General features: G+C 43.2%; 17 protein-coding genes. 9 read left to right on the top strand and 8 right to left on the bottom strand.

Translation table 11 applies throughout. The features are described from left to right. Window positions 1–27: 27 nt before the first annotated feature. Together BRLA_RS20245 and BRLA_RS20250 are read right to left on the bottom strand one after the other, a co-directional pair. On the bottom strand, window positions 28–813 hold the full coding sequence (locus BRLA_RS20245) for an endonuclease/exonuclease/phosphatase family protein (protein WP_003334521.1): 786 nt from the start codon (window positions 811–813) through the stop codon (window positions 28–30). 1 nt (window position 814) lies between these two features. Further along, window positions 815–2,449, bottom strand: a complete 1,635-nt coding sequence (locus BRLA_RS20250; RefSeq protein ID WP_425304192.1) for a PTS transporter subunit IIBC — start codon at window positions 2,447–2,449, stop codon at window positions 815–817. 355 nt (window positions 2,450–2,804) lie between these two features. On the opposite strand from BRLA_RS20250, the gene BRLA_RS20255 reads away from it, so the two are divergent. Together BRLA_RS20255 and BRLA_RS20260 are read left to right on the top strand one after the other, a co-directional pair. Beyond that, window positions 2,805–5,168, top strand: coding sequence for a glycoside hydrolase family 31 protein (locus BRLA_RS20255; RefSeq protein ID WP_003334518.1), 2,364 nt, complete (start codon window positions 2,805–2,807; stop codon window positions 5,166–5,168). Window positions 5,169–5,253: 85 nt separating this feature from the next. Then, window positions 5,254–6,309 carry a LacI family DNA-binding transcriptional regulator gene (locus BRLA_RS20260; RefSeq protein ID WP_003334517.1) on the top strand — a complete coding sequence of 352 codons (1,056 nt, stop codon included), beginning with the start codon at window positions 5,254–5,256 and terminating at the stop codon, window positions 6,307–6,309. A gap of 53 nt (window positions 6,310–6,362) precedes the next feature. Here the strand turns inward: BRLA_RS20260 and BRLA_RS20265 are convergent, their stop codons facing one another. The 4 genes from BRLA_RS20265 to BRLA_RS20280 form a co-directional block, all read right to left on the bottom strand. Beyond that, window positions 6,363–8,141 carry an acyl-CoA dehydrogenase family protein gene (locus BRLA_RS20265; RefSeq protein ID WP_003334516.1) on the bottom strand — a complete coding sequence of 593 codons (1,779 nt, stop codon included), beginning with the start codon at window positions 8,139–8,141 and terminating at the stop codon, window positions 6,363–6,365. 86 nt (window positions 8,142–8,227) lie between these two features. Continuing rightward, window positions 8,228–9,406, bottom strand: a complete 1,179-nt coding sequence (locus tag BRLA_RS20270; RefSeq protein ID WP_003334515.1) for an acetyl-CoA C-acetyltransferase — start codon at window positions 9,404–9,406, stop codon at window positions 8,228–8,230. Window positions 9,407–9,436: 30 nt separating this feature from the next. Next, entirely contained in the window at window positions 9,437–11,845 is a 2,409-nt protein-coding gene (locus BRLA_RS20275) for a 3-hydroxyacyl-CoA dehydrogenase/enoyl-CoA hydratase family protein (protein ID WP_003334514.1), read from the bottom strand. Window positions 11,846–12,099: 254 nt separating this feature from the next. Further along, window positions 12,100–12,513 carry a hypothetical protein gene (locus BRLA_RS20280; RefSeq protein WP_003334513.1) on the bottom strand — a complete coding sequence of 138 codons (414 nt, stop codon included), beginning with the start codon at window positions 12,511–12,513 and terminating at the stop codon, window positions 12,100–12,102. Window positions 12,514–12,759: 246 nt separating this feature from the next. Here BRLA_RS20280 and BRLA_RS20285 point away from each other — a divergent pair, with 246 nt between their 5' ends. The 7 genes from BRLA_RS20285 to BRLA_RS20315 all read left to right on the top strand — a co-directional run bounded on the left by BRLA_RS20285 (window position 12,760) and on the right by BRLA_RS20315 (window position 18,986). Further along, a complete protein-coding gene (locus BRLA_RS20285; protein WP_003334510.1) occupies window positions 12,760–13,497 on the top strand; it encodes a hypothetical protein in 738 nt (245 codons plus the stop codon). A 382-nt stretch (window positions 13,498–13,879) separates the two neighbouring features. Further along, on the top strand, window positions 13,880–15,025 hold the full coding sequence (gene proB, locus BRLA_RS20290; protein WP_003334509.1) for a glutamate 5-kinase: 1,146 nt from the start codon (window positions 13,880–13,882) through the stop codon (window positions 15,023–15,025). A 27-nt stretch (window positions 15,026–15,052) separates the two neighbouring features. Then, window positions 15,053–16,354, top strand: coding sequence for a glutamate-5-semialdehyde dehydrogenase (locus tag BRLA_RS20295; protein ID WP_003334506.1), 1,302 nt, complete (start codon window positions 15,053–15,055; stop codon window positions 16,352–16,354). A gap of 28 nt (window positions 16,355–16,382) precedes the next feature. Next, complete coding sequence (gene proC, locus BRLA_RS20300) at window positions 16,383–17,231, top strand: pyrroline-5-carboxylate reductase (protein ID WP_003334504.1); 849 nt, start codon at window positions 16,383–16,385, stop codon at window positions 17,229–17,231. 119 nt (window positions 17,232–17,350) lie between these two features. Continuing rightward, window positions 17,351–18,178, top strand: coding sequence for a nucleoside/nucleotide kinase family protein (locus tag BRLA_RS20305; protein WP_003334502.1), 828 nt, complete (start codon window positions 17,351–17,353; stop codon window positions 18,176–18,178). A gap of 156 nt (window positions 18,179–18,334) precedes the next feature. Continuing rightward, window positions 18,335–18,625, top strand: a complete 291-nt coding sequence (locus tag BRLA_RS20310) for a hypothetical protein (RefSeq protein ID WP_003334501.1) — start codon at window positions 18,335–18,337, stop codon at window positions 18,623–18,625. Between the two features lie 28 nt (window positions 18,626–18,653). Then, window positions 18,654–18,986, top strand: a complete 333-nt coding sequence (locus BRLA_RS20315) for a spore coat protein (protein ID WP_003334500.1) — start codon at window positions 18,654–18,656, stop codon at window positions 18,984–18,986. Window positions 18,987–19,110: 124 nt separating this feature from the next. On the opposite strand, the gene BRLA_RS20320 is transcribed toward BRLA_RS20315, so the two are convergent. Both BRLA_RS20320 and BRLA_RS20325 read right to left on the bottom strand, forming a co-directional pair. Continuing rightward, entirely contained in the window at window positions 19,111–22,218 is a 3,108-nt protein-coding gene (locus tag BRLA_RS20320; protein WP_003334498.1) for an efflux RND transporter permease subunit, read from the bottom strand. Continuing rightward, window positions 22,211–23,458 carry an efflux RND transporter periplasmic adaptor subunit gene (locus tag BRLA_RS20325; RefSeq protein ID WP_003334497.1) on the bottom strand — a complete coding sequence of 416 codons (1,248 nt, stop codon included), beginning with the start codon at window positions 23,456–23,458 and terminating at the stop codon, window positions 22,211–22,213. Before BRLA_RS20325 ends, BRLA_RS20320 begins: the two co-directional genes overlap by 8 nt. Window positions 23,459–23,530 lie beyond the last annotated feature (72 nt).

A 23,530-nucleotide genomic window follows, 5' to 3' on the forward strand; every position in this document is an offset into this window, starting at 1 on the left:
AGTAAATCGGATCTTGGTTTTTTAGCATCAAATCATGACGTCTACTCCAAAATGATCAGATATGACTGGCTTATTGGTTCCGTTAAAAATCACTTTTGATTCCTGGATAGAGACAGGCTGATTAACCCAGATATAATCGATCCGCAAGCCTTCCTGATTCCGATCCCATCCGGCTATCTTTCCTTGAACTGTACTGCCCTCGTCTCGAACCTTTGCGAGTAGAAACGTATCGTACCAGCCCTGCCCTTTTACCATGTCATAGCCTTCCCCTCTCGCTTTGGCATGATTATTAAAATCTCCCATTAAGAAGGTAAGTTCATTGTTATCCGTCCTCTTTATGAAACGTTCGAACTGAGCATGAAAGGGCTCCTCTTCATCCTCCCACCATCCGAAATGACAGGAAAAGAATGAAATGCACTTCTGATGATACTCCACAGTCGCTTTGATAACCTTGCGGGTTTTCCAATATGACGTATCTGTATGCTTGGATACATAAAATGCGTCTTGCTTTATAATGGGGAGGTTGGTTAGCAAAGCTACCCCTTCTTCGTATATCTCATAGCCGATATGGCAAAACTCCCAGACCATCCGATAATCGTCTAGTCCACGCTTCTGAAGCTCTTGTAATAACAGATAAGCATAGTTATCTGCTTTAATGTGATCCTTTATCACTACAGCATCAATCGATTGGCTAACCTCTTGCAAAGCTATAACATCGTAGGCATGCTCTGCTATGGCATCCGCTAATTCCTCTAGCTTTTTTTGCTGATTAGATTCCTGCCACGAATGACAGTTCAGTGTTAATAATCTCATATTAGACTCCTAAGTAATCCTGAACGCCTGATTTAATCACATCTGCCTTCGGACCGTACACAACCTGAACTCCCTTATCTTTTAAAATCAGTCCGAGCGAACCTGTCTTTTTCCACTCTGATTCTTTAGCCACATCTTCTATATTTTTAACGGTTACTCGCAGACGAGTCATACAAGCATCCACATCTACTATATTATTCTGTCCCCCTAATAGCTGAACAATCGTTTCGGCAACACCAGTAGTGGTTTTTTTCAATTGCTCTTGTTTTGTGGAGGGCTCTTCCTCATCTGTATAATTTCCAGCGCGCCCTGGAGTAGGGAAGTTAAACTTTTTGATCAAAAAATGAAAGACAGTGAAATTCAATCCAAAGAAGACGAGGCATGTTATGGCAAAGTTGATGATATCCTGGATCATTCCCGCCCGTATCGCCATTGGTGTTCGTGTTAACAGCTCGATAAATCCAAAGGAATGTAGGCGTAGGTGAATAAAATCAGCCATCGCAAAGCTAAGTCCAGTCAAAATGGAGTAAACCACATACAAAAGTGGTGCGGCGAACATGAACATAAATTCAATCGGTTCTGTTACCCCTGTCAAAAATACCGCCAAAGCAGCAGAGAAAAACATGGATTTATATTTTGGCCGTTTCTCGATATCCACATGACGATACATAGCTAACGCGATACCAAGCAATGACGCCGTTGACAAAATCATCTGACCTACTTTAAAACGAGCTGGCGTTACACTATTTAGCAATTGCTGATAAGCAGCTGTATCACCTTGAGAAAGTAGGTTGTTCAAATCAGCAACCCAAGCCAGCCACAATGGATCTTGACCTGCTACGACCTGACCTGCACTGGTACCAGTAAGCAATGTGTATGTACCGCCAAGCTGGGTATAATTAATAGGAACAGTCAGCATATGATGCAATCCAAATGGTAGCAATAAGCGCTCTAGCATCCCAAAGATAAAGGGAGCAATGACAGGTGCAGAGTCTTTAGAAGAAGCAATCCATTTTCCGAAATCATTCAAAATTCCCTGAATAGACGGCCAAATAACAGACAAAATGATAGCGGTTACAGCCGACCAAAAAATAACGACAAACGGAACAAATCGCTTCCCATTAAAGAAAGCTAACGACGCCGGAAGTCTATTGTAATCATAGTACTTATTAAAGATAACAGCCCCTAGGAAACCAGAAATAATGCCAATAAAAACACCCATGTTAAGAGCAGGGGCCCCTAAAAATGAAATAAAATAATCTTTCACTACTAACTCTTTTCCAAATAAGGAGGAGACCGTAGCGTCAGGGCTTGATAACATATCCCCGCTTACTCCAAAAATTGCACCCGTAATCCGATTGATTAAGATAAAAGCAATCAGTGCGGCAAATGCGCCACCTGCCCTCTCCTTAGCCCATGAGCCACCAATGGCAACTGCAAACAAAATATGAAGATTACCGATGATAGCCCAGCCTATTTCTTCCATCACGTGGGCAAATCTGACGACAAAGGTTACATCTCCACCTACCATCGCAATCAGCTTGGCTAGAGAAATCATAATCCCCGCAGCAGGCATGACAGCAACTACCACTAAAAGTGCTTTCCCAAGCTTTTGCCAGAAATCAAAAGATGCCATGTTTCTCACTGTGACTCCCCCCTGAATACATCTATCATTTATTTTATCAACTCAATGAAATCGTTTGCGCAAAATCATTGTAATAAAAACGCTTTCATAAAACAAGAGAAATTTTATAATAGTTCCTCTTTTCGCTCCAAAAATAAAATAGCTTATTTCTCTTAACTGAAAATACATTTAATACAACTATTTATCCCTTCATAAACCAAATGAAAGGCAGTCCCTTTAAGAGAATAACAATAAAATACTCGAAAATAACTTGCGCAATCGGTTGCACAATTAATTGATTGAAAATATAATGATTGTGAGATTCTTTCAAACATGCGGTCAACCAAAGAACAAAGGAGGTTTTTATATGCAAGATACCAGTTTTGCCATTCATCCTGGAAATGAACAAGCAAGCAATTCGAACCAATACTATGATATTGGTGCCTTATTAGACTATGAAAAAACTGATCTCTTCCACTTTCGCTGTGAGCGTGGTTGGGTTAGTCTATCCTTCTATGCAGATGATATTGTGCGGATAACTATGAAACCGCTATCAAAACCTACCCTAGAAAGCAGCTTTGCCCTCATAAAAGCTTCTCAGGATGTCCATACAATATGTGAGGACCATGATCAGTATCTCCTGATTAAAGCAGCTGGGCTTCACCTAAAAATCAACAAAAATCCTTTTCGCATTTCCGCCTATGATCCTTTGGGACGACTGCTTGTAGCTGAGGGCGAGAGAGGAATGGCCTTTACACAAAAACAAGAAATTATTTGTTTTAAAGAAATGGATGCCGCCGACCATTTTTACGGATTTGGCGAAAAAACCGGTTTTCTTGATAAACGCGGGGAAAACATGACGATGTGGAATACAGACGTTTTTGCTCCGCATAATCCAGAGACTGATGCTCTCTATGAATCGATTCCGTACTTCATGACGATTCGAAATGGTTTTGCACATGGAATCTTTTTTGATAACACGTATCGCAGCGTTTTTGATCTGAAATCTAGTCAAACCCGCTATTCCTTCGGGGCAGAAGGCGGCGAATTAGATTATTACATTCTGGCAGGGCCTACTCCAAAGGATGTTATTACTCAATACACGACATTAACAGGCCGCATGGATATTCCCCCTAAATGGGCACTTGGCTATCATCAATCACGTTACAGCTATAAAAACGAGCAGGAAGTACGGGAACTGGTAAGAAATTTTAAGCATAAAGAAATTCCAGTCGATGCGATCTACTTGGATATTCATTACATGGACGGATACCGTGTATTTACTTTTGACTATGATCGATTCCCGCATGCCCATTCGCTGATTCAAGAATTAAAAGCAGAAGGGATTAACATCGTTCCCATTGTTGATCCAGGTGTCAAGCAAGATGCGGAGTACCCTATCTATCAAGAGGGGGTACGGGAAAATCATTTTTGCAAATACCTGGATGGAAATATATATGTAGGGGAAGTTTGGCCCGGAATCAGTGCATTCCCTGACTTTTCCAATACAAATGTGCGGAAATGGTGGGGACAGAAGCAAAAATTCTATACTGACATGGGCATTGAAGGTATCTGGAATGATATGAATGAGCCTGCTGTTTTCAATGAAACAAAGACCATGGATTTGTCAGTCATACATGAAAATGACGGAAATCCAAAAACTCACCGCGAATTGCACAATATCTATGGTCTCCTAATGGGCGAAGCGACTTATACAGGTTTAAAAGAACAGTTATCTGGAAAGCGTCCGTTTGTGCTGACCAGAGCTGGATACGCTGGTGTACAGCGTTATGCCGCTGTCTGGACAGGAGATAATCGAAGCTTCTGGGAGCATATGCAAATGGCGATACCTATGTGCATGAATCTTGGGTTATCTGGAGTGCCATTTACCGGACCTGATGTTGGAGGCTTTGCACATGATACTACAGGGGAATTGCTGACACGCTGGACACAGCTCGGAACTTTTACCCCCTATTTCCGAAACCACAGCAATCTTGGTACAGTAGCGCAAGAGCCATGGGCGTTTGGAGAAGAAGTGGAAATGATCACGAAGAAATATATTGAACTACGTTATAAATGGCTTCCGCACCTATATACGTTGTTCCGTGAAGCACATCAGACAGGTCTTCCTGTCATGCGCCCGCTTGTTCTGGAATATCCAAACGATCCACATACATCCAATCTGTCCGATCAGTTCTTGATTGGTGAGAATGTTTTAATCGCGCCAATCACTAGACCAGCAACGTACCATCGCGTTGTTTATCTGCCAGAAGGCACCTGGTATGATTACTGGACAGATACTAAATTCGCTGGCGGTAAGCATATCATGGTTTCTGCCCCTCTCGATACCCTACCGATTTTTGTGAAGGAAGGGGCAATTATTCCGGAGGCACCAGCTAAATTATCCACTAAGGTTCCTGACGAGCAGATCATGATTCATCTCTATCCAAGCCAGCAACAATCAGAGTACATCCTGTATGAAGATGACGGAAATACGTTCTCCTATCAAAATAATCAATATCTAGAGAGAAAAATTACTTGTCACCACGATGAAAATCAAGTAGAAATAAACATAGAGGACATTTACACAGGCTACTCTCCTTCTTGGAAATCTATGATTGTCCACGTTCACGGAGTAGATACGATGAAAACCATTTATGTAAATGGGCAAGAAGTGAAAGGCTCTTATTTGAAGGATAAGCAGATCTTCACATTTGAACTAAACCAATAATTATTCAAACAGTTGGGGGCACCTCCCTGACTGTTTTTTCATGAGAGATCATAATGAAAAATGAAGTGGAAAGGGATGGTAACGCATGGGGGTAACAATTAAAGATGTAGCAAGGGCGGCAAATGTAGCACCATCTACAGTCTCTCGTGTCGTTGCCAACCATCCTCGCATTAGCGAAAAAACAAAGCAGCGTGTTCGAAAAGCCATGGAACAACTCGGTTATCATCCTAACTATCAGGCTCGGAGTCTTGCTAGCAAATCCTCACAAACCATTGGGCTGGTAATGCCTGATTCAACAGATCGGATCTTCCAAAATCCTTTCTTTCCTGAAGTGATCCGAGGTATCAGCAAAATTGCCCATAGCCGCGAGTACGCTATCTGTATGTCCACCGGGGAAACGGAAGCGGAATTGTATGATGGCGTTGTGAGAATGGTTCAAGGTGGTCGAGTAGATGGATTGATTCTGCTTTATTCCAAAATTAACGATCGCGTCACCAATTATCTAAAAGAACGAGATTTTCCCTTTGTAATGGTGGGAAAACCACATACGGACATGGATGCCATTAATCATGTCGATAACGACAATTATTCAGCAGCGAAGGAAATCACCGAGTACCTCATCAAAAAGGGGCATGAACGAATCGCGTTTGTTGGTGGTTCACCTGACATGGTGGTAACCATTGACCGTTTAGAAGGCTATAAACAAGCCATCACCCAAGCTTCCCTCACCCTACATAACGAATATATTGTTCGAGAAAAAGTCCTGCGTGAAGGCGGTGAGGAAGCTGCGATTGAACTAATGAATTTGCCTAACAGACCGACTGCCCTGATCGTGACGGATGACATGATGGCCTTGGGCATTTTGCGAGTCCTAAACGAGATAGGGGTTAACGTGCCTCAAGATGTGTCTCTTATTAGTTTTAATAATGCTCTGATCACGGAAATCTCTCAGCCGCCGCTCACCTCAGTAGATATTCAAATCTTTCAACTGGGATATCAGGCTGGAAAATGCTTGATTGAGAAGCTTGAACAACCTGATGAACCTACCAAGCGCATTATTATCCCTTTCAAATTAGTCGAGCGAAATTCTTGCGCTAACTATCGTGCTTCCACCCAAAAGGATGTAAAAAAGAAAAAGTAAAAAAAGGTTGCCGACTTCCTTGGCAACCTTTTTTAGGCTCAAGCTATATGCTTTTATACTGCGTAGCCATTCTTCTCTAATACGTGAGCCGCGATTTGGCGTTTTAAGCCAATGCTGTTGATTGGGTCACGACGTGTCAATTTTTTAAGAATAGATAAGCGTAAACGGAGGTCGTCTCCCTCTTCCATTCCCGCTAACGCTTCCTTCGCTCCTTGCTCGATACGATCGAAAGCCTCATGCACAAACACTGTTGTCAGGTTCAGCTTGTGCTGTTCTTTATCTGCTCCATTTTTGGCGATTGCTTTTTCTGTGCGCTTCACGGCACTGTCCATCGCATATAGCTCTATTAGCATGTCAGCCGCAATCGCTAGTAGCTCTTGCTCTTGATCCAATTGTTTTTGGTACTTCATTAAAGCTGAGCCTGCAACCATTAAAATGATTTTGCGTGTCATCTCCAGCAGATGCTTTTCAACAGCCAAAGGAGCTTCTTCTAGCTCACTAGGATAGTAGCTCATCAGCTCCTCCTGTAAGCCTGATGCTGCCTGCAACAAAGGCAATTCGCCTTTCATTGCTTTTTTAACCAATGTGCCCGGAATTAATAAGCGGTTAATTTCATTGGTACCTTCAAAAATACGATTAATGCGAGAGTCACGATACATATTCTCGATTTCATACTCGGACATAAAGCCATATCCACCATGGATTTGCACGCCTTCATCCACACAGAAATCCAATACCTCGGAACTAAACACCTTGTTGATCGAGCATTCGATCGCATAATCAGCAATTGCTTTTGCTACTTCACGGCCATCATTTGCTTTTTCTCCCAAGCTTGACAGGGAGGAATCAAACATCCCTACTGTACGGTATACAGAGCTTTCAGACGCATATACTTTTGCTGCCATAGAAGCTAATTTATTTTGAATAAGTGGGAAGTTAGCAATTGGCGTTTTAAATTGTTTACGCTCTTTTGCATATTCTGTCGCAATATCTAATGCACGTTTTGCAGAGCCTACTGTCCCTACCGCTAGTTTATAACGACCAACGTTTAAAATATTAAACGCAATGACGTGACCTTTGCCCTGCTCACCCAATAAGTTTTCGACCGGTACCTTAGCGTCCTCAAAAATAACGGTGCGTGTTGAGGAGCCTTTTATCCCCATTTTTTTCTCTTCTGGTCCAAATGATACGCCAGGGAAATCACGTTCTACAATAAACGCTGTAAAATGCTCACCATCGATTTTGGCATAGACTACAAATACATCAGCAAATCCAGCATTGGTGATCCATTGCTTTTCTCCATTTAACAGGTAATGCGTGCCATCCTCAGATAGACGCGCTGTTGCCTTAGCACCCAATGCATCCGAACCAGAACCCGGCTCTGTTAAGCAATAGGCCGCTAGACGACGACCCGATGCCAAATCAGGCAGGTACCGACGCTTTTGATCATCGTTGCCAAAGTATACGATTGGCAGGGAACCAATCCCTACATGAGCACCATGGCTTAGGCCAAAGCTACGTGCACGTGCCATTTTTTCTGTAATTAACGCAGAGCTCATTTTATCAAGTCCAAGCCCCTCATACTCTTCTGGAACATCTGCACCTAACAGCCCTAATTCTCCTGCTTCCTTTAACAGGCGAACCGAATGATCAAAATGATGTTGTTCAATCTCCTCCAAGTGAGGTAAAACTTCGTTAACCACAAATTCTTCTGTGGTTTTCGCAATCATTTTTTGTTCTTCTGTATAATCCTCTGGTGTAAATACATCTTCTGCTAAACCTGCTTCGATCAAAAAGCTTCCACCGCGTACAATTTCTTTTACATCTGCCATGTTTCATTTCTCCTTTCCATATTTAACGATCAAGCTATTCATGCTTTGGAAGATTACAATTTTTCACAGAATCACAAACATCTTTTTTACAGAACCTCAAACACCCCAGCAGCACCCATACCGCCACCGATACACATTGTTACAACACCGTATTTTGACTGACGTCTCTTCATCTCGTTTAGTAGAGATACCGTTAATTTGGCACCTGTGCATCCTAATGGGTGTCCTAATGCGATTGCACCACCGTTAACATTCAACTTCTCAGCATCAATGCCCAGCTCACGAATAACAGCTAAGGATTGCGAGGCAAATGCTTCGTTTAACTCAAACAAATCTACATCCTGAAGGCTAAGCCCAGCCTGCTTCAGGGCCTTTGGAACAGCAACAACTGGACCAATTCCCATGACATCAGGATCAACTCCACCTACTGCAAAGGAATGGAACTTAGCGATTGGCTTAATGCCCAATTCGTCTGCTTTTTCTCTAGACATCACGAGAACGGCGGCAGCGCCATCGCTAGTTTGAGACGAGTTACCCGCTGTAACGCTTCCTTTTATATGAAAGGCTGGTCGTAATTTTCCTAAGGTTTGAACATTTGTGTCAGTGCGTACACCTTCATCCGTATCAAACACAAATTCTTTCTCATGACGTTTACCGTTCTCATCCACAAATACCTGCTTCACTGGCACTGAGACTATCTCATCTTTAAACTTACCAGCCGCAATCGCCTCCGCCGCACGTTGATGGCTTCTTACCGCAAACTGGTCCTGATCCTCACGACTAATGCCATAGCGCTGTGCTACTCTCTCTGCCGTATGTCCCATGCCCATGTATGCTTCTGGCATCGTTTCCACCAAGGTTGGGTTCAAAGCTACCTTATTCCCCACCATCGGTACAAGACTCATGCTTTCCACACCACCTGCAATGATGACATCAGCACCACCGCACATGATTTGTTGGGCCGCATAAGCAATACTTTGTAAACCAGACGAACAAAAACGATTTATCGTAATCCCTGATACATTGGTCGGCAATCCAGCTCGAAGACCGATTAAACGAGCCATATTGGTTCCTTGCTCCGCTTCTGGCACTGCATTTCCAATAATTATATCCTCAATCAACGCCGGGTCCAGATTCGGAACACGGCGAAGCAAATCCTCTACAACATATGCGCCCAGATCAACTGGATGAACATCCTTTAATGAGCCGCGCTTTGACTTACCTACAGCCGTACGTGCCCCAGCCACGATGACTACTTCTCTCATGCTTTCTCCTCCTTCTTTTCCGACGCTCGTTTAGTTACGCAACGGTTTTCCCTTAGCAAGCATATGCTGCATGCGCTGTTGGGTCTTTTGGGTTTTGATTAATTCAAGGAAGCCTTGGCGCTCAAGTTCAAGAATATACGTTTCGTTAACCTGTGTACCTGCTGGGACATCTCCCCCAGACATGATATAAGCGATTTTCGTTGCAATGAGTTCATCATGCTCACTGATCATGCCGCTTTCACGCAATCCATAGATATTTTGGCGTAATGAGGCAAATCCTGTCGTTCCGATAGCTGGAATCCGGCGTTCAACAGGAGCTGTATATCCGCGTTTATCAAGCTCTAGTACCGCTTGTTTAGCATCATATAACAGATGATCCTGATTGATTGAAACGCGATCGGTTGGGCGCATATACCCTAATTTGATTGCTTCCTTACCGCTGGTGGATACTTTCGCCATGGCAATGGTTTCAAATGCTCGTGCTACAAATGGGAAGGCATCGACAGGAGTAGGAGTTCCGCTTGGGATGTTTTCCATCGCTCTAAAGAGCATTTCTTTGGTACCACACGCTCCAGGCAATACACCAACGCCTACTTCTACAAAGCCCAGATAGGTTTCCGCTGCTACTTGCACCTGATCAGCCATATAACAAATCTCTACTCCGCCACCAAGCGTCATTCCGAACGGCGCAGCTACTACCGGACGAGGCATTGTACGTATTCGGTTAACGGTGTTGTGGAATTTCTTAGCCAGCATATCTAGCTCAAACCAGTTTTCGTCCTGTGCCTCCATTAATGCCATCGCTAGGTTTAATCCGACACAGAAGTTCTTACCTTGGTTTCCGATCACCATACCAGTGAAGTTTTTCTCTACTTCATCTGCTGCTTTATTGAACATTTGCAAAATATCTACGCCTAGCGCATTATGCGGGGTGGTAAATTCAAAGCAAGCAACTCCATCGCCTAAATCAATTAAGGATGCACCTGCATTTTTGACAACCACCTTGCCCTGTTCTTTTAGAGCGGCTAGATTAATGACTTCCTTTTTCTCTTCTAGTTCTCTAAAGGCTCCGCCGATATGAAAAGCAGCAACCTTTCCTTCCGCTTTTTCATAGAATGAGGTTTTTCCACTAGCCAATAGCTCCTCTACCACAGCTGGAATGGTTTCACCTTCTTCTCTCATGCGAGCTACTGATTTTTCAAGACCTATGGCATCCCATGTTTCAAAGGGACCTAGCTCCCAACCAAAACCCCATCTCATTGCTTTATCTACTGAAACAATGTCATCTGCAATCTCTGGTACTTTTGCGGCTGCATACAGCATTGTCTTTTTCAATACGTTCCATAAAAATTCGCTGCCTTTATCTTTTCCATACACAATTGCCTGCAATTTTTGTGGCAATGTTTTGGCTTGCTTAGCCGCCTCCAATGAAGCAAACTTCGCTTTTACCCTTGGCTTATATTCCAACGTCTTCGTATCCAAGACTAAAATCTCTTTTCCTGCTGCTGTTTTCTCCTGCTTAAAGAAGCCCTGACCTGCCTTTTGACCTAACCAGCGATTTTCCACCATCTTGGTAAGGATCTCAGGAATTTCAAACATGGCTTTTTCAGCTTCGTCTGTAGCTTTATCGCGAACATTTTTTGCAACGTGCACATACGTATCCAAACCCACCACATCCAAGGTTCGGAACGTCGCACTTTTTGGACGACCAATTACTGGACCTGTAAGAGCATCTATTTCATCTGCTCCTAACTCAAGACGTAGCATTTCCTGAATGGACACTTGCAGACCATATGTACCTACGCGGTTGGCGATAAAGTTAGGTGTATCTTTACAAAGAACAGTTCCTTTTCCGAGTACAAATTCTCCAAAATGCATCATAAATTCAACTAAAGCTGGATCAGTATGCTCACCTGGGATAATTTCTAAGAGCTTTAAGTAACGAGGGGGATTAAAAAAGTGCGTTCCCAGGAAGGATTTTTTGAACTCTTCTGAACAATCCTGACACATTTCATTGATGGAAACACCTGAGGTATTAGAGGACACAATCGCGCCAGGTTTGCGATACGCTTCTATTTTAGCAAATACCTGCTTTTTCACATCTACATTCTCGACAACAACCTCGATGATCCAATCCACTTCTCTTAGTTTGTCTAGATCATCCTCCAAATTGCCTACTGTGATGAGGGAGATGGAATCTTTATCATACAGAGGCGCCGGCTTTTCCTTTAGCAGTCGATCACGACCCGCTTGTGCAATACGATTACGAACGGCTGGGTGATCCAGCGTCAATCCCTTTTTGCTCTCTTCCTCCGTCAGTTCACGCGGTACGATATCCAGCAGATAAGTAGGGATACCTACGTTAGCCAAATGGGCTGCAATACCAGCTCCCATGACCCCTGATCCCAAGACCGCAGCTTTGTTAATTTTGCGTTCCATGAAGTCTCCTCCTTCATATGCCGTATCATGGCTTGATTTTAGCAGGTAGGCAGATTTGGTGTCGTTTTTCATCTTGAATGAATGCTCATTCATTATCTGCCTATAAAAACATTCCACAAAAATCGCCTTATTTTTTCGATTCTGTGGAATGTTGACATTTACTACCAAAAAAGTACTTGTTCAGATTCATTGTAAACCAAATAACCATACCTTGCAATCCTATTTTCTGAATTTCATCACTATTTGGTTAGATTCTATAATGATGTAAAGGATTCATCGCGCAGCATAGTTAATTCGCCCATAAAGAAAGCTAACTCCTCTGTTTCTTCCAGCTTGCCAGCTTCTTGAAGCATTTCAAAACGACGGAGCATCATATTTGCGAAATCTTGAATTTGAATAGGTGTCGAATCAGGGTCTACAGTGTCATGAATGTTGATGCTTTCTACCCCTTCATAATGCGTAATAATCTTAAAATCACCAAGCTCACCTAGATATTCTGTTGAATTGTATTTGGATTTCTCCAGCTTCGTAATCATACTCATAATATCAGCGGCCTGAGAGCTGTGAAAAGCGACTTGGAAAAAGTCACGGCCTCTGCCATCTTTTGTTTTTACCAGCAATACGTCATACGTCATTAATTTTCTTTGTTTATTTCCAAATCCGAACATGCGTTATTACCACCTCAAATAAACCGGGGCTTCCCCCTATTTTCGAATGCTTATCCCTTTTATGATAGTGGGAAAACAGCCAACAAACAACCCCTCGTCGTTCTTTTTTCCCTTTTCTCGTTTCAATATTGTCTTATCATAACCATCTCCTCCTTCCTCCATGCCCTTTTTTAGTAAAATCTAACGGGTTTGAAATCGACTTCCTACTCAAAAGCTAGCAAAAAAGGAGAAACGAGGTGCTTTTTTATGCACAAAAATTGGTATATTCCGTTGGTAATAGCTCTGCTTATAACTGGTGCAACGGGATGTAAAGGTGGTAAACCACCAGAGCAATCAAAGAATACCAGTGAAAAGGAACAGAGCCAAAAGGCTGAGAAAACAGTCAAATCAAAAGGTGCTACCAATAAATCCAAGGACGATTCTGCTACAACTGCTAAAAAATCAGATCACATAAAAACAGCCAGTACCAAAAAGGAACAGACTAAATGGCAAACGACAGCAATAGCTCATATGGAAACAAATCTCAATGATGTGTCCGTATTCTTACAAAAAGCCGAACAGGTCATTAATGATTTAGAATATGCTGCCGCTACCCTTCCTGATGGCAAAGAGATTAAAGAAGATGGGCTCATTTATCGACAGCTTCCAAAGCCTTATCATACCAGAGATGGGATTCTCGCTTTCTTTCAGCAGTATTGGAGCAGACCATTAGCTGTTGCCCTGTACGATCATTTGGATACAAAAATCGTTGATGGACATGTTTATTTGTCTACTTCGACAAAACGCTATCCTGTATTTATCTCTACTCAGAATATGAAGGTCTCCGTTGAAAATAGCGGTTTGATTGTTGAGGTTTCTGGAATTTCACCTACTGTTGCATCCTCTAGCTCGCTTGTGAGGTATCACTTAGGACGGGATCAGGAATCCAAACGGTACGAAATAACAAAACGCTCTGGCATATATGGACAAGAAAATTTCCAGTAACGTCCCTTGACATTTTCCCGTCCTCCCCATCATAATGATGTAAATAATCATACTTCATCGCTTTGAAGGGAAATAGTAAAGCCCCCTTTCTGCTCCAGAGAACGCGATCCATTGGCTGGAAGATCGCGTGCATGAAACAGCTTGAACCCATCCCAGAGCGGCTAGGGATGACCTAGACAGGATTCTTTCCCCTGTTATCAAGGAAAGCGCTTATCGGCCATGTATGGCTTTCTTAAGTGTAAAGATAGATGTCGATCCATGTAAGGGTTGGTTCGGCATTTAATTAAGGTGGTACCGCGAAAGTAAACCTTTCGTCCTTATGTTTTTCTAAGGATGGAAGGTTTTTTTGTTTGTTAGAGATGAAAAAGGAGAGCAGATCAACATGAATCAGACCGGAAAAATGCGCATTGTGGTGAAAGTAGGAAGCAGTTCCTTAGCAAAAAAACAAGGCGGCTGCGACCAACAAAAAATGAGTCTCTTGGTAGACGCCATTGCAGCTCTGCGTGGTGAAGGACACGAGGTCGTACTCGTGAGTTCGGGAGCTGTAGCAAGTGGATATTGCCTGCTAGGCTATGAACAACGACCGCGAACCATCGTAGCTAAGCAAGCCGCAGCAGCTATCGGACAAAGTATTTTGATGGAGCATTACTCAGCTTTGTTTGCTGCCTATAACTATCATATCGCACAGATTCTGTTGACTCGCAGTGACTTCTCTAATCAGGAACGATACCGTCATGCGTTTCAAACGATGTCCCTACTCCTTTCACGCAACATCACTCCTATCATTAACGAGAACGATACTGTCTCTGTTGCCGAGTTAACGTTCGGCGATAACGATATGTTAGGTTCATTAGTGGCTGGTATGCTGCATGCTGACATCTACATCATTTTGACTGATACTGATGGTATTTATAATAAAGACCCAAGAAATAATCCTGACGCAAAGCGGTTCGACAAGGTCGCTACCATTACAGATGAAATCAAAGCAGTAGCTGGCGGTTCAGGTTCATCTCTTGGTACTGGAGGAATGCAATCCAAGGTAATTGCTGCTGAAACGGCCTTAAATGTAGGCACGCGTACCTTTATCGGACGGTTATCCTCCAAGGATAGTTTATTGCATGTCATTAATGGGACAGGAGAAGGAACCTATATTGGAGATTTTGGCGGAATAAATTTGGACACCTCTACTACTCATGCTGCTGAAAAGCGCGAGAGTGTTTCTACACAGAAGCAGTGGATTGCCCTGCATTCCGCTATCGCCGGTCGCTTGCATGTAGATGCTGGGGCCCAAGAAGCGATTCAGCAACGCAAGAGCAGTCTGCTACCAGCGGGAATTACCAGTGTAGAGGGTGATTTTTCACAGGGGGATGTTGTTGAAGTGTATGCCCCTACTGGTTTAATTGGTCGAGGTGTCTGTCGCTATGATAGTGAACTACTGCGCCAAATCATCAGTGACCCACAGAGGGAAAAACCTTTTACAGAAGCTATTCATCGAGATCAATGGGTATCTCTGCCTCATCTCATATAAAATAAGCAAGAAAAAGGAGCGGGAAACATGAGAGAAGGAAACCACCAAACGAATGTAGCCTCCAAGCAGGTGATTGATCAGGTTACGAAGCAGGCAAAACTAGCTCAAGTAGCCTCACGAAAGTTGGCACTTTTGACCAGCGAACAAAAGAACGCTGCATTACGCGCTATAAAAGAACAGCTTTTAGCTGATCAAGCTTATATTTTAACTGAAAATAAACAGGATGTTGACAAGGCAATTGAAAGTGGACAGCTTACGAGCTTAATTGATCGTCTTAGTCTAACACCCGAACGAATTACTGCCTTACCTGATAGCCTAGAGGATTTAGCTGCTCTTGCTGATCCTATTGGCGAAACAACTGCGGAGTGGGTTCAAAAGGACGGCTTGGCCATTCGTTCCGTGCGTGTACCACTAGGGGTAGTCGGTATGATATATGAAGCACGTCCAAATGTTACAGTAGATGCGGCCGCCATTTCACTAAAAACAGGAAATGCCGTTGTACTGCGCGGTAGTGCCTCAACCACTCGTTCTAACCTAGCTTTGGTAAAAAGTATTCAAACCGCCCTTCAAAATCTTGGACTGCCACATGAAGCGGTTCAGTATCTTGCTACGACCGATCGGGCAGCGGTAGATGTGATGTGCAGCCTCCATGGAATTATCGACGTGATCATCCCACGTGGAGGAGCATCCCTAATCAATCGTGTTGTGAAAAACTCCATTGTGCCTGTTATTGAGACCGGAGTAGGTAATTGCCATATCTTCATTGATCAATCCGCTGATTCGGCTATGGCCAAAGCTATCGTACAAAATGCTAAGCTAAGTCGTCCTGCTGTATGCAATGCTCTTGAGTCCCTACTCATCCATCAAGATTTTGGACATGATCAATCCGCAGCTCTTTTGACATCCCTGCTAGATGCAGGCGTAGAGCTACGCGTATGCGAAGGAACAATGGCTTCCCACCCAGAGCTACGCGATCGCTTTGTCTTAGCTACCGAACCGGATTGGCATGCTGAATTCCTAGACACCATTCTTGCTGTTAAAACGGTTACGAATATAGATGAGGCCTTGGAACATATCGCTACTTATGGAACCAAGCACTCGGAATCAATTTTGACTGAGGATCAAACGCAAGCAGAACGCTTCTTGCAAGCCGTAGATGCTGCTGTTGTTTATCATAATGCTTCTACACGTTTTACAGATGGTGGAGAATTTGGCTTTGGAGCTGAAATTGGAATTAGCACACAAAAATTGCATGCTCGCGGTCCGATGGGTCTAACAACATTGACTTCTATTAAATATCGTGTCTTAGGAAACGGACAAACAAGGTAATCGTTATTTACGAAAGGAGATCTCTCTCATGAACGATCATCAAGCTAACCAGATATGCCAACAACTTCACGTAGGTTTTATGGGAGCAGGTTCCATCGTAGAAGCCATTGTAAAAGGTATCACAGCTAAACATTTACTACCTGCAAATAGCATCTATGTGACTAATCATTCAGATGATGCTAGGCTCCGTGAACTACAAGAACAGTACGGAGTGACCCCAACTCGTGATTTATCAACTATGCTTCTACAGTCTCAAGTGATCATTTTGGGAATGAAACCAAAGGACGTCGCCTCAGCATGCCAGACCCTGCGTGAGTACGTAACTCCTGATCATTTGATTATCTCTGTCATTGCCGGAGTCCCTACTTCCTCTATTCAGGAATGGCTTGGCGTCGAATGTCCAATCATTCGTGCGATGCCAAACACATCTTCAGCCGTAGGTTTATCCGCAACTGGAATAGCTGCTGGTAAATTTGCGTCTGAGCAACATCTGGCTATAGCAGAATGTTTATTTCAAGCAATCGGTCATGTGTGTATCGTTTTCGAACAAGAATTAGATATTATCACTGGCTTATCTGGGAGTGGGCCTGCTTATATTTATTATCTTGTGGAAGCCATGGAGGGTGCTGGACAGCAAGCAGGTCTTTCCCAAGAGATATCCCGGGAGCTAACCGTACAAACATTGCTTGGCGCCGCTCACATGTTGATCGCGACCAAGGAAGAGCCAGCGGTCCTGCGTAAAAAAGTAACTAGTCCAGGCGGAACTACACAGGCAGGCCTAGAGGTATTGCAGTCGCACGGCTTTAAACAAGCCATAACAGAAGCCATTCTGCGAGCTACTGAGCGAGCACGAGAGCTAGGGGCGCCTTATCGGTAAAAAAGTCATCTCAGACTTCTAAAAGCGATTTCGCTGTGCTTCTATTCGGCACCCCGCTTTTCTCCCTGCGCTTGATTAATCCATGCTATACTGAATAAAAAAGTGGAGGAGGGAAGTTTGTGCAAGTATATGCTCTCTATGGCCCTAGTGGTACAGGTAAAAGCACCAGTGCATTAAGTCTCGCTCACTCACGTCACATTGATGCCATCATTGATGATGGAATTCTTATCTATCAAGGTCGTAAGGTTGCAGGCTACTCAGCTAAATATGAAAAGACAAAAATTCGTGCAGTAAAACGCGCTATCTTTCATTTTTCAGATCATGTGGATGAAGTACAGCGCGTTCTGCACAAGCTTCCTATTGAGAAGATTTTAATTTTAGGCACCTCAACACGGATGATTGGAAAGATTATCACTGCGCTCGATTTGCCGGAAGTAACGGAATACATCCCAATAGAAGCGATTAAACCTGAAAAAGAGATTGAAGCAGCCCGCTATGTTCGTGAAACAATGGGTCAGCACGTAATTCCTATTCCACGCGTAGAAGTGGAGAAGGATTTATTTAAACGGATTGTTGATTCAGCATGGCAAATCTTTGCCTCTAAAAAACACATGGGTGAAACCACAGTTGTTCAACCTTCCTTTTCCCAAGGCCGGATTCAAATTCATGAACAGGTACTGCGGAAACTGGTACAGCAGGCCTGCTATCGAAATAGCACTGTCGTGAAAGTGCACAGGGTGGATTATACATTTCAAGCCATGCCTCGCCTTGAGGTAGCACTATCTGTACAAGCAAAGCTTGGAGAAGATTTACGTTCTCGGTTAATTGAGCTACAGCATCAATTACAGGAGGAGCTAGAATACTTCTTATTCATCGCTCCAGCCAGCATCGACTTTGAAATAATCGCTTTGCAATTCATCCAAGCTACAAACGACAACTCAAAGTAAACATACCCGATCAAGCATGAAAATACATACATCACAGCCCTTTCCTAACAGGCCGATTTGGCTTTGGAAAGGGCATTTTTTGTCTTGTATGAAACCTTCTGTTCAAACAAAAGCTATCCCTGTAAACTGTCCAGATTTGAAAGGAGGCTTTCCACTATGCAAACCATCTCTTCTAAATTAGCCAACGCCCAAAATCAACAAATTCCATTCCCTACTCCGCCTACAGTCATTACGGGCAAGGATTTATCTTACCTAAAGGATGCTATGTCCTGGGAGTTAAACGCCTTTAAGAAGCTGCATTATTTCGCACAGCAGGTACAGGACCCTCAGATTAAAGATTTGTTAAACAAAACGGGCTACATGCACCAAATGCATTATGAACAACTGTTAACACACCTAACTATCAATAATACAAATGTCATCAAAACGTTGCCACAGATGCAATAATTTCTAGGAAAGGGAGGGAGTTTTCCTCATGCAAAACAAACAAATTGCGAATCCGCAATCCAATCAATTGCCAAAGGTCAAAGGCCCTGAAATGAACGATCGCGATTATATCAATGATGCGCTTAGCACCTGCAAATATTTAACTGATAGCCTAAATGATGCAGTGCGAGAAGCAAGTCACCAGCAATTACATGAAGCCTATATGCAATTATTAACGGAAACTCATCAGTCAGCCCGTGAATTATATAATTGTATGTTTCAAAAGGGCTGGTATAAGCTTGAAGCAGCAGATCAGCAAAAGGTAACACAAGCTCATCAGCAATTTAGCGGATATTCAACTCAATTCCCATATAACCATTAATCAACAACGAAAAGCTTATCGTAGACTTGTAAAGACACGCAAAAAAGAATGGATAGCAGTCATAAATCATTTGACTCGCTATCCATTCCTTTTTACTTTTTTATGACACTGAGGAAGCCTTGACTTACAATGACTTTTCAACCTGTTGGCTATTTATCTGTTCCCGAGCCTTCTTTCTTGCTACTTTCCGTTGCTTGCCAATTGCAAGAACCGTGTACAAAGATGGAACCACAATCAGTGTTAGTAGCATAGAGAACAACAAACCAGAAATGATGGTAATAGCGAGCGGTTTGAACATCACGCTGCCCGTAATCGCCATTGGTGTAAGCCCTGCTATCGCTGCCACAGATGTTAACAGGATCGGTCTCAATCGGGCTTTACCAGCTCCAATAACTGCTTCCTTCAGTTCAACACCAGTATGTCTTGCCTCCTCGATAAACTCAATCAAGACAATCCCATTTCGCACAACAATCCCAGACAAGGAGATAAAGCCCGCCACTGTCATAAATCCGATTGGTGTTCTTGTAATAAATAACCCGATTAGACTGCCAGAAATCGCCAAATAGACCGTACTCATGACCAAAATAGGAATGGATAATGAATTAAACTGTATGACAATCAAGAGAAAAATGAGGAAAACAGCTACAACCGCAAGCATTCCTAAATCAAGTAAAATATCAGTTTCCTCTTCTGTTTCACCAGTTACATTCCATGCATACTCTGCTGGTAATTCTAGCTTCTCCATCTTCTCTTTCAATTCTCTCATCACATCATCGGCAGTCCGATCTCCTACATCACTTGTAATCGTAACACTGCGTGATAAATTGTAGCGAGGTATATTCTGTAATGATAAGGTTGGCTTCATTTCCGCTATCTGAGAGACAGGAATGAGCTGCCCCTGAACGTTGGGAACCGTGAGCTGTTGAAAGACTTGCTGAGTCGTCATTCCCGACTGATCCGCAAGCAGAGTGAGATCAACTAAATTTTTTCCATTATCAAATTGTCCCATAGGAATTCCTTGGCTAATCAGACGTAATGTCCGTGTTAAGTCAGCTTCACTGATCAGCTTCTTATCCATGTTTCCTTGATTCACATTGAATTGCAAGGAATATTGCTCGTTACCCAGAGTATCGTTTATATTATAGGTTCCCTTCGTCTCGGCAATCAGTTGTTTTATTTGCTCCGAAATGGCGTATAGCTGATGCAAATCGTCTCCATACACCCGAATGGCTACCGGACTTCCTGTATACATCGCGGCCTTTACACTATAAGGAATAATATTTGCTTCTGGGTACATCTGTTTAAACTGTACCATCCACGGCTCCAGAATTTTTCTTGAATCCATCTGCTTATTATCAAATGTAATCACCAATTGTGCCATATTTTCTCCTGATCCGACAGGTGGTGCACTCGGAATCATCTGTGGCCCATTTCCACCTAAGAAAGCAGAGACCTTTTCAATATGCGGTTGCTTCTGAATCCACTCTGTAACACCCTGAACAATTCGATCTGTTTCCTGCAAATTACTGCCAATAGGCGTGCTAATGTTGACAACCATCTGTGGCCTGTCATCATCTGGAAAAAGTTGAACGGGTATAAATGTAATCAGTCCATAAAACACGGTTGCTATCAATACCCCAGTGACTCCTGTTTTTAATGGATTCTTCAGCATAATCGGCATGACGCGATCTCCATACCACTGGATCAAGGAATTGATTTGTTTGCCTAATAGACCGGCTGGCTTTTGATAGTTTGTCTGTTTTTTGTTCCGTCTCTGGTTCCATTCTCTAAAAATAGGAACTATCGTAAGTGACATGAGCATTGAGGCTAGCATCGTAAAGATGATGATCACCGGAACGGGAAAGATAAAGTGCCCCGCATCTCCAGGAAGAAAAATAATTGGCCCAAACGCCGAGACCGTAGCGAGAGTAGCTGTGATAATCGAAACCGAGACCTCTTTGGTTCCAAGTACGGAAGCCGTATACGCATCTTCCCCCAGTACAGACAGCCTTCTCTCGATATTGTCATTCACCACTACTGCATCATCCACTAGAATACCAAGTACAATGATAAGCCCGAAGATTGTCATCTGGTTGAGTGTAATTCCAAAGAAGGGAAGGACAGCCATCCCTGCTGCCAATGAGATTGGAATCGCCAATGCCACCATCATGGAGGTCGTCAGGTTCAGGCCTAGCGTGCATATGAAAAGAACGGCCACAATGGCAATCAGCATCTCGTGAAACAGTCCGGAGAAAAGCTCATCAATTCGATCCATCTGGGAAAAAACAGGTTCTTTTTTTGCCCACGAAGGAAGATTCTTTTCTAACGTTTCTAGCTTTTGATCAATGGCTTTCTGAACACCAGGAACATCGCTTCCCAATTCGGCATTTATGCTGACCGTCACAGCAGGCTTCCCGTTATAATAGGTTTGATATTCAAGTCTTTTGGTACTGTCTGAAATCGTCGCGATATCCTGAAGATAAACAGGCACTCCTTCTTTTGTACGGGTTACAATTACTTTGTTGAATGTGTCAGCCTTGTAGCTAACAGGTAAGGTAAGCTGATATTTACGGGTGTCAACGTTAACGTCCCCAAGTGGCGTCGTTTCGTTTTTCGTTCGAACAGCATTCATTACCTGCGTCCAGGAAATTTTGTATTGTTGCAATCTTTGGGCATTTACATATATTTTTAGTTCCTGTTTTGGCAGACCGAGTATAGAGACATCTGAAACACCAGGTATGGTACGAAGCTGATCCTTCCAAAGATCAAGTGTATCGCGTAGCTGAAGGATTTCCTCAAATGATTCTGCCGTAATTTGAAAGGTCTGGATAAACGTACGACTCATGTCATCATTAATGATTGGTTGCTCCGCTTCCTCAGGTAAATCAGCCTCAGCATCTTTCACTTTTTTCCGCAGTTCTTCAAATACCTTTTTCGGTTCGACTTTACTCTCTGACCGAACGGTAATAAGGGATATTCCAGAACGGGATTCGGAGCTAATTGATTTGATGCCTTGAACCTCATTGATCTTTCCTTCCAATTTCTTTGTTACGGTTTGTTCCATTTTTTCTGGAGTGGCCCCTGGGTAAATGGTTGTAACCGTAGCCATACTGACAATGGTGTCTGGTGATTCCTGCTTAGGAAGTGAGAGGGAGACGAATATCCCGATCAGCACCACCATCGTAAAGAAGACAAGCGTTATTTTTCGCTTTTTGATGAAATACTCAATCATGCTGTTTGCCCCCTCCCACGGCAACAATGTCACCGTCGAGCAATCGGTCAGCACCTTTCGTAATCAGCATATCTCCTGCTTGAAGCCCTGATGTAATTTCCAAAAAGTTATCAACGTACTGGCCAATGGCAACAGGCGTCTTTCTGGCTTTACCATCTTTTATCACATAAACGAAAGGACCGGACCCTCGGCTAAAAACAGCTTCGACCTGCACAAAAATTCCTTCTTTTTGTAACAAGGCGCGCTTAGCACTCACTACTTGTCCGGGAAACCAGTCATGCTTTGTATTATCAATCACAACTTCTACACTGATCGTACCTGTCTGCTCATTGGTGGCCGGATAGATTTTTGAGACCTTTCCTGTTCGTTTTTGCTCATACAGTGTAAATTCGACTGTATCTCCTACATTCCAGGCGGATATATCCCTGTCAGGTACGGGTAAAACTGTTTTCAATTGGGTAATGTTGCCGATACGGTAAACAGGAACGCCCGGACTCGCCAGTTGTCCCACATCCACTAATTTTGATAGTACTGTTCCCGTAATCGGAGCTTTTATCTGTGTTTTTGCTAGAGTGGCTGCGGCCTGATTTCGACCAACAACAGCGCCCTGGTAGTTCGCTTGGGTCGAGCTTATATCTTCCGCCCGAGCTCCTGCCATTACAAGCGAGTAGGATTGCTGGGCCGAGGCAAAGTCTTTTTTAGCAAGTTCAAGTGCATTTTTGACATTTTCAAGCTCAGTTTGAGGGATCGCACCACTCTTATAGAGTTGCTCCATGCGTATGTAATCTTTTTGTGCCTTTTCCAGCAAGATTTTCTTTGCATCAACCGCTACTTTTGCTTGCTGAACCTCTTGTTCTCTGAAGCCGTTTTTTACTTTAGCCAAATTAGCATTCGCACCATATACATGAGCCTCGGCCAAAGCTAGCTGGAGAGAGTAATCTGTGGAATCAAGCTGGGCCAAAATGTCCCCTTTTTTTACTTGATCTCCTTCTTTGTATGGTAGGGACTTGACCTCTCCTGCTACTTCAAAAGATAACGTTGTTTCTTCCTTGGGAGCAAGCGTTCCGGAAAGCTCACTCATCTCTTTAAATGTTTTCGCTTTAATTGCCTCTGCTACAACTATTTTCGCCCCCTGCGGTTGAACAGTTGCTTCCTTATCTTTACTGCATGCCGTCATCACGATCATCGAGAGGGAGAGTATGAGTAGAATCCAAAACCTTTTTTGTACGGTAGCATTCATGTTCTTATCACTCCTATATTTTAAATCTGTTAGATTGTGAAAACTGACTTGGGCTCGGAATGAATATTCATT

The organism is Brevibacillus laterosporus LMG 15441, assembly GCF_000219535.2.
In the GTDB taxonomy this organism is placed as follows: domain Bacteria; phylum Bacillota; class Bacilli; order Brevibacillales; family Brevibacillaceae; genus Brevibacillus_B; species Brevibacillus_B halotolerans.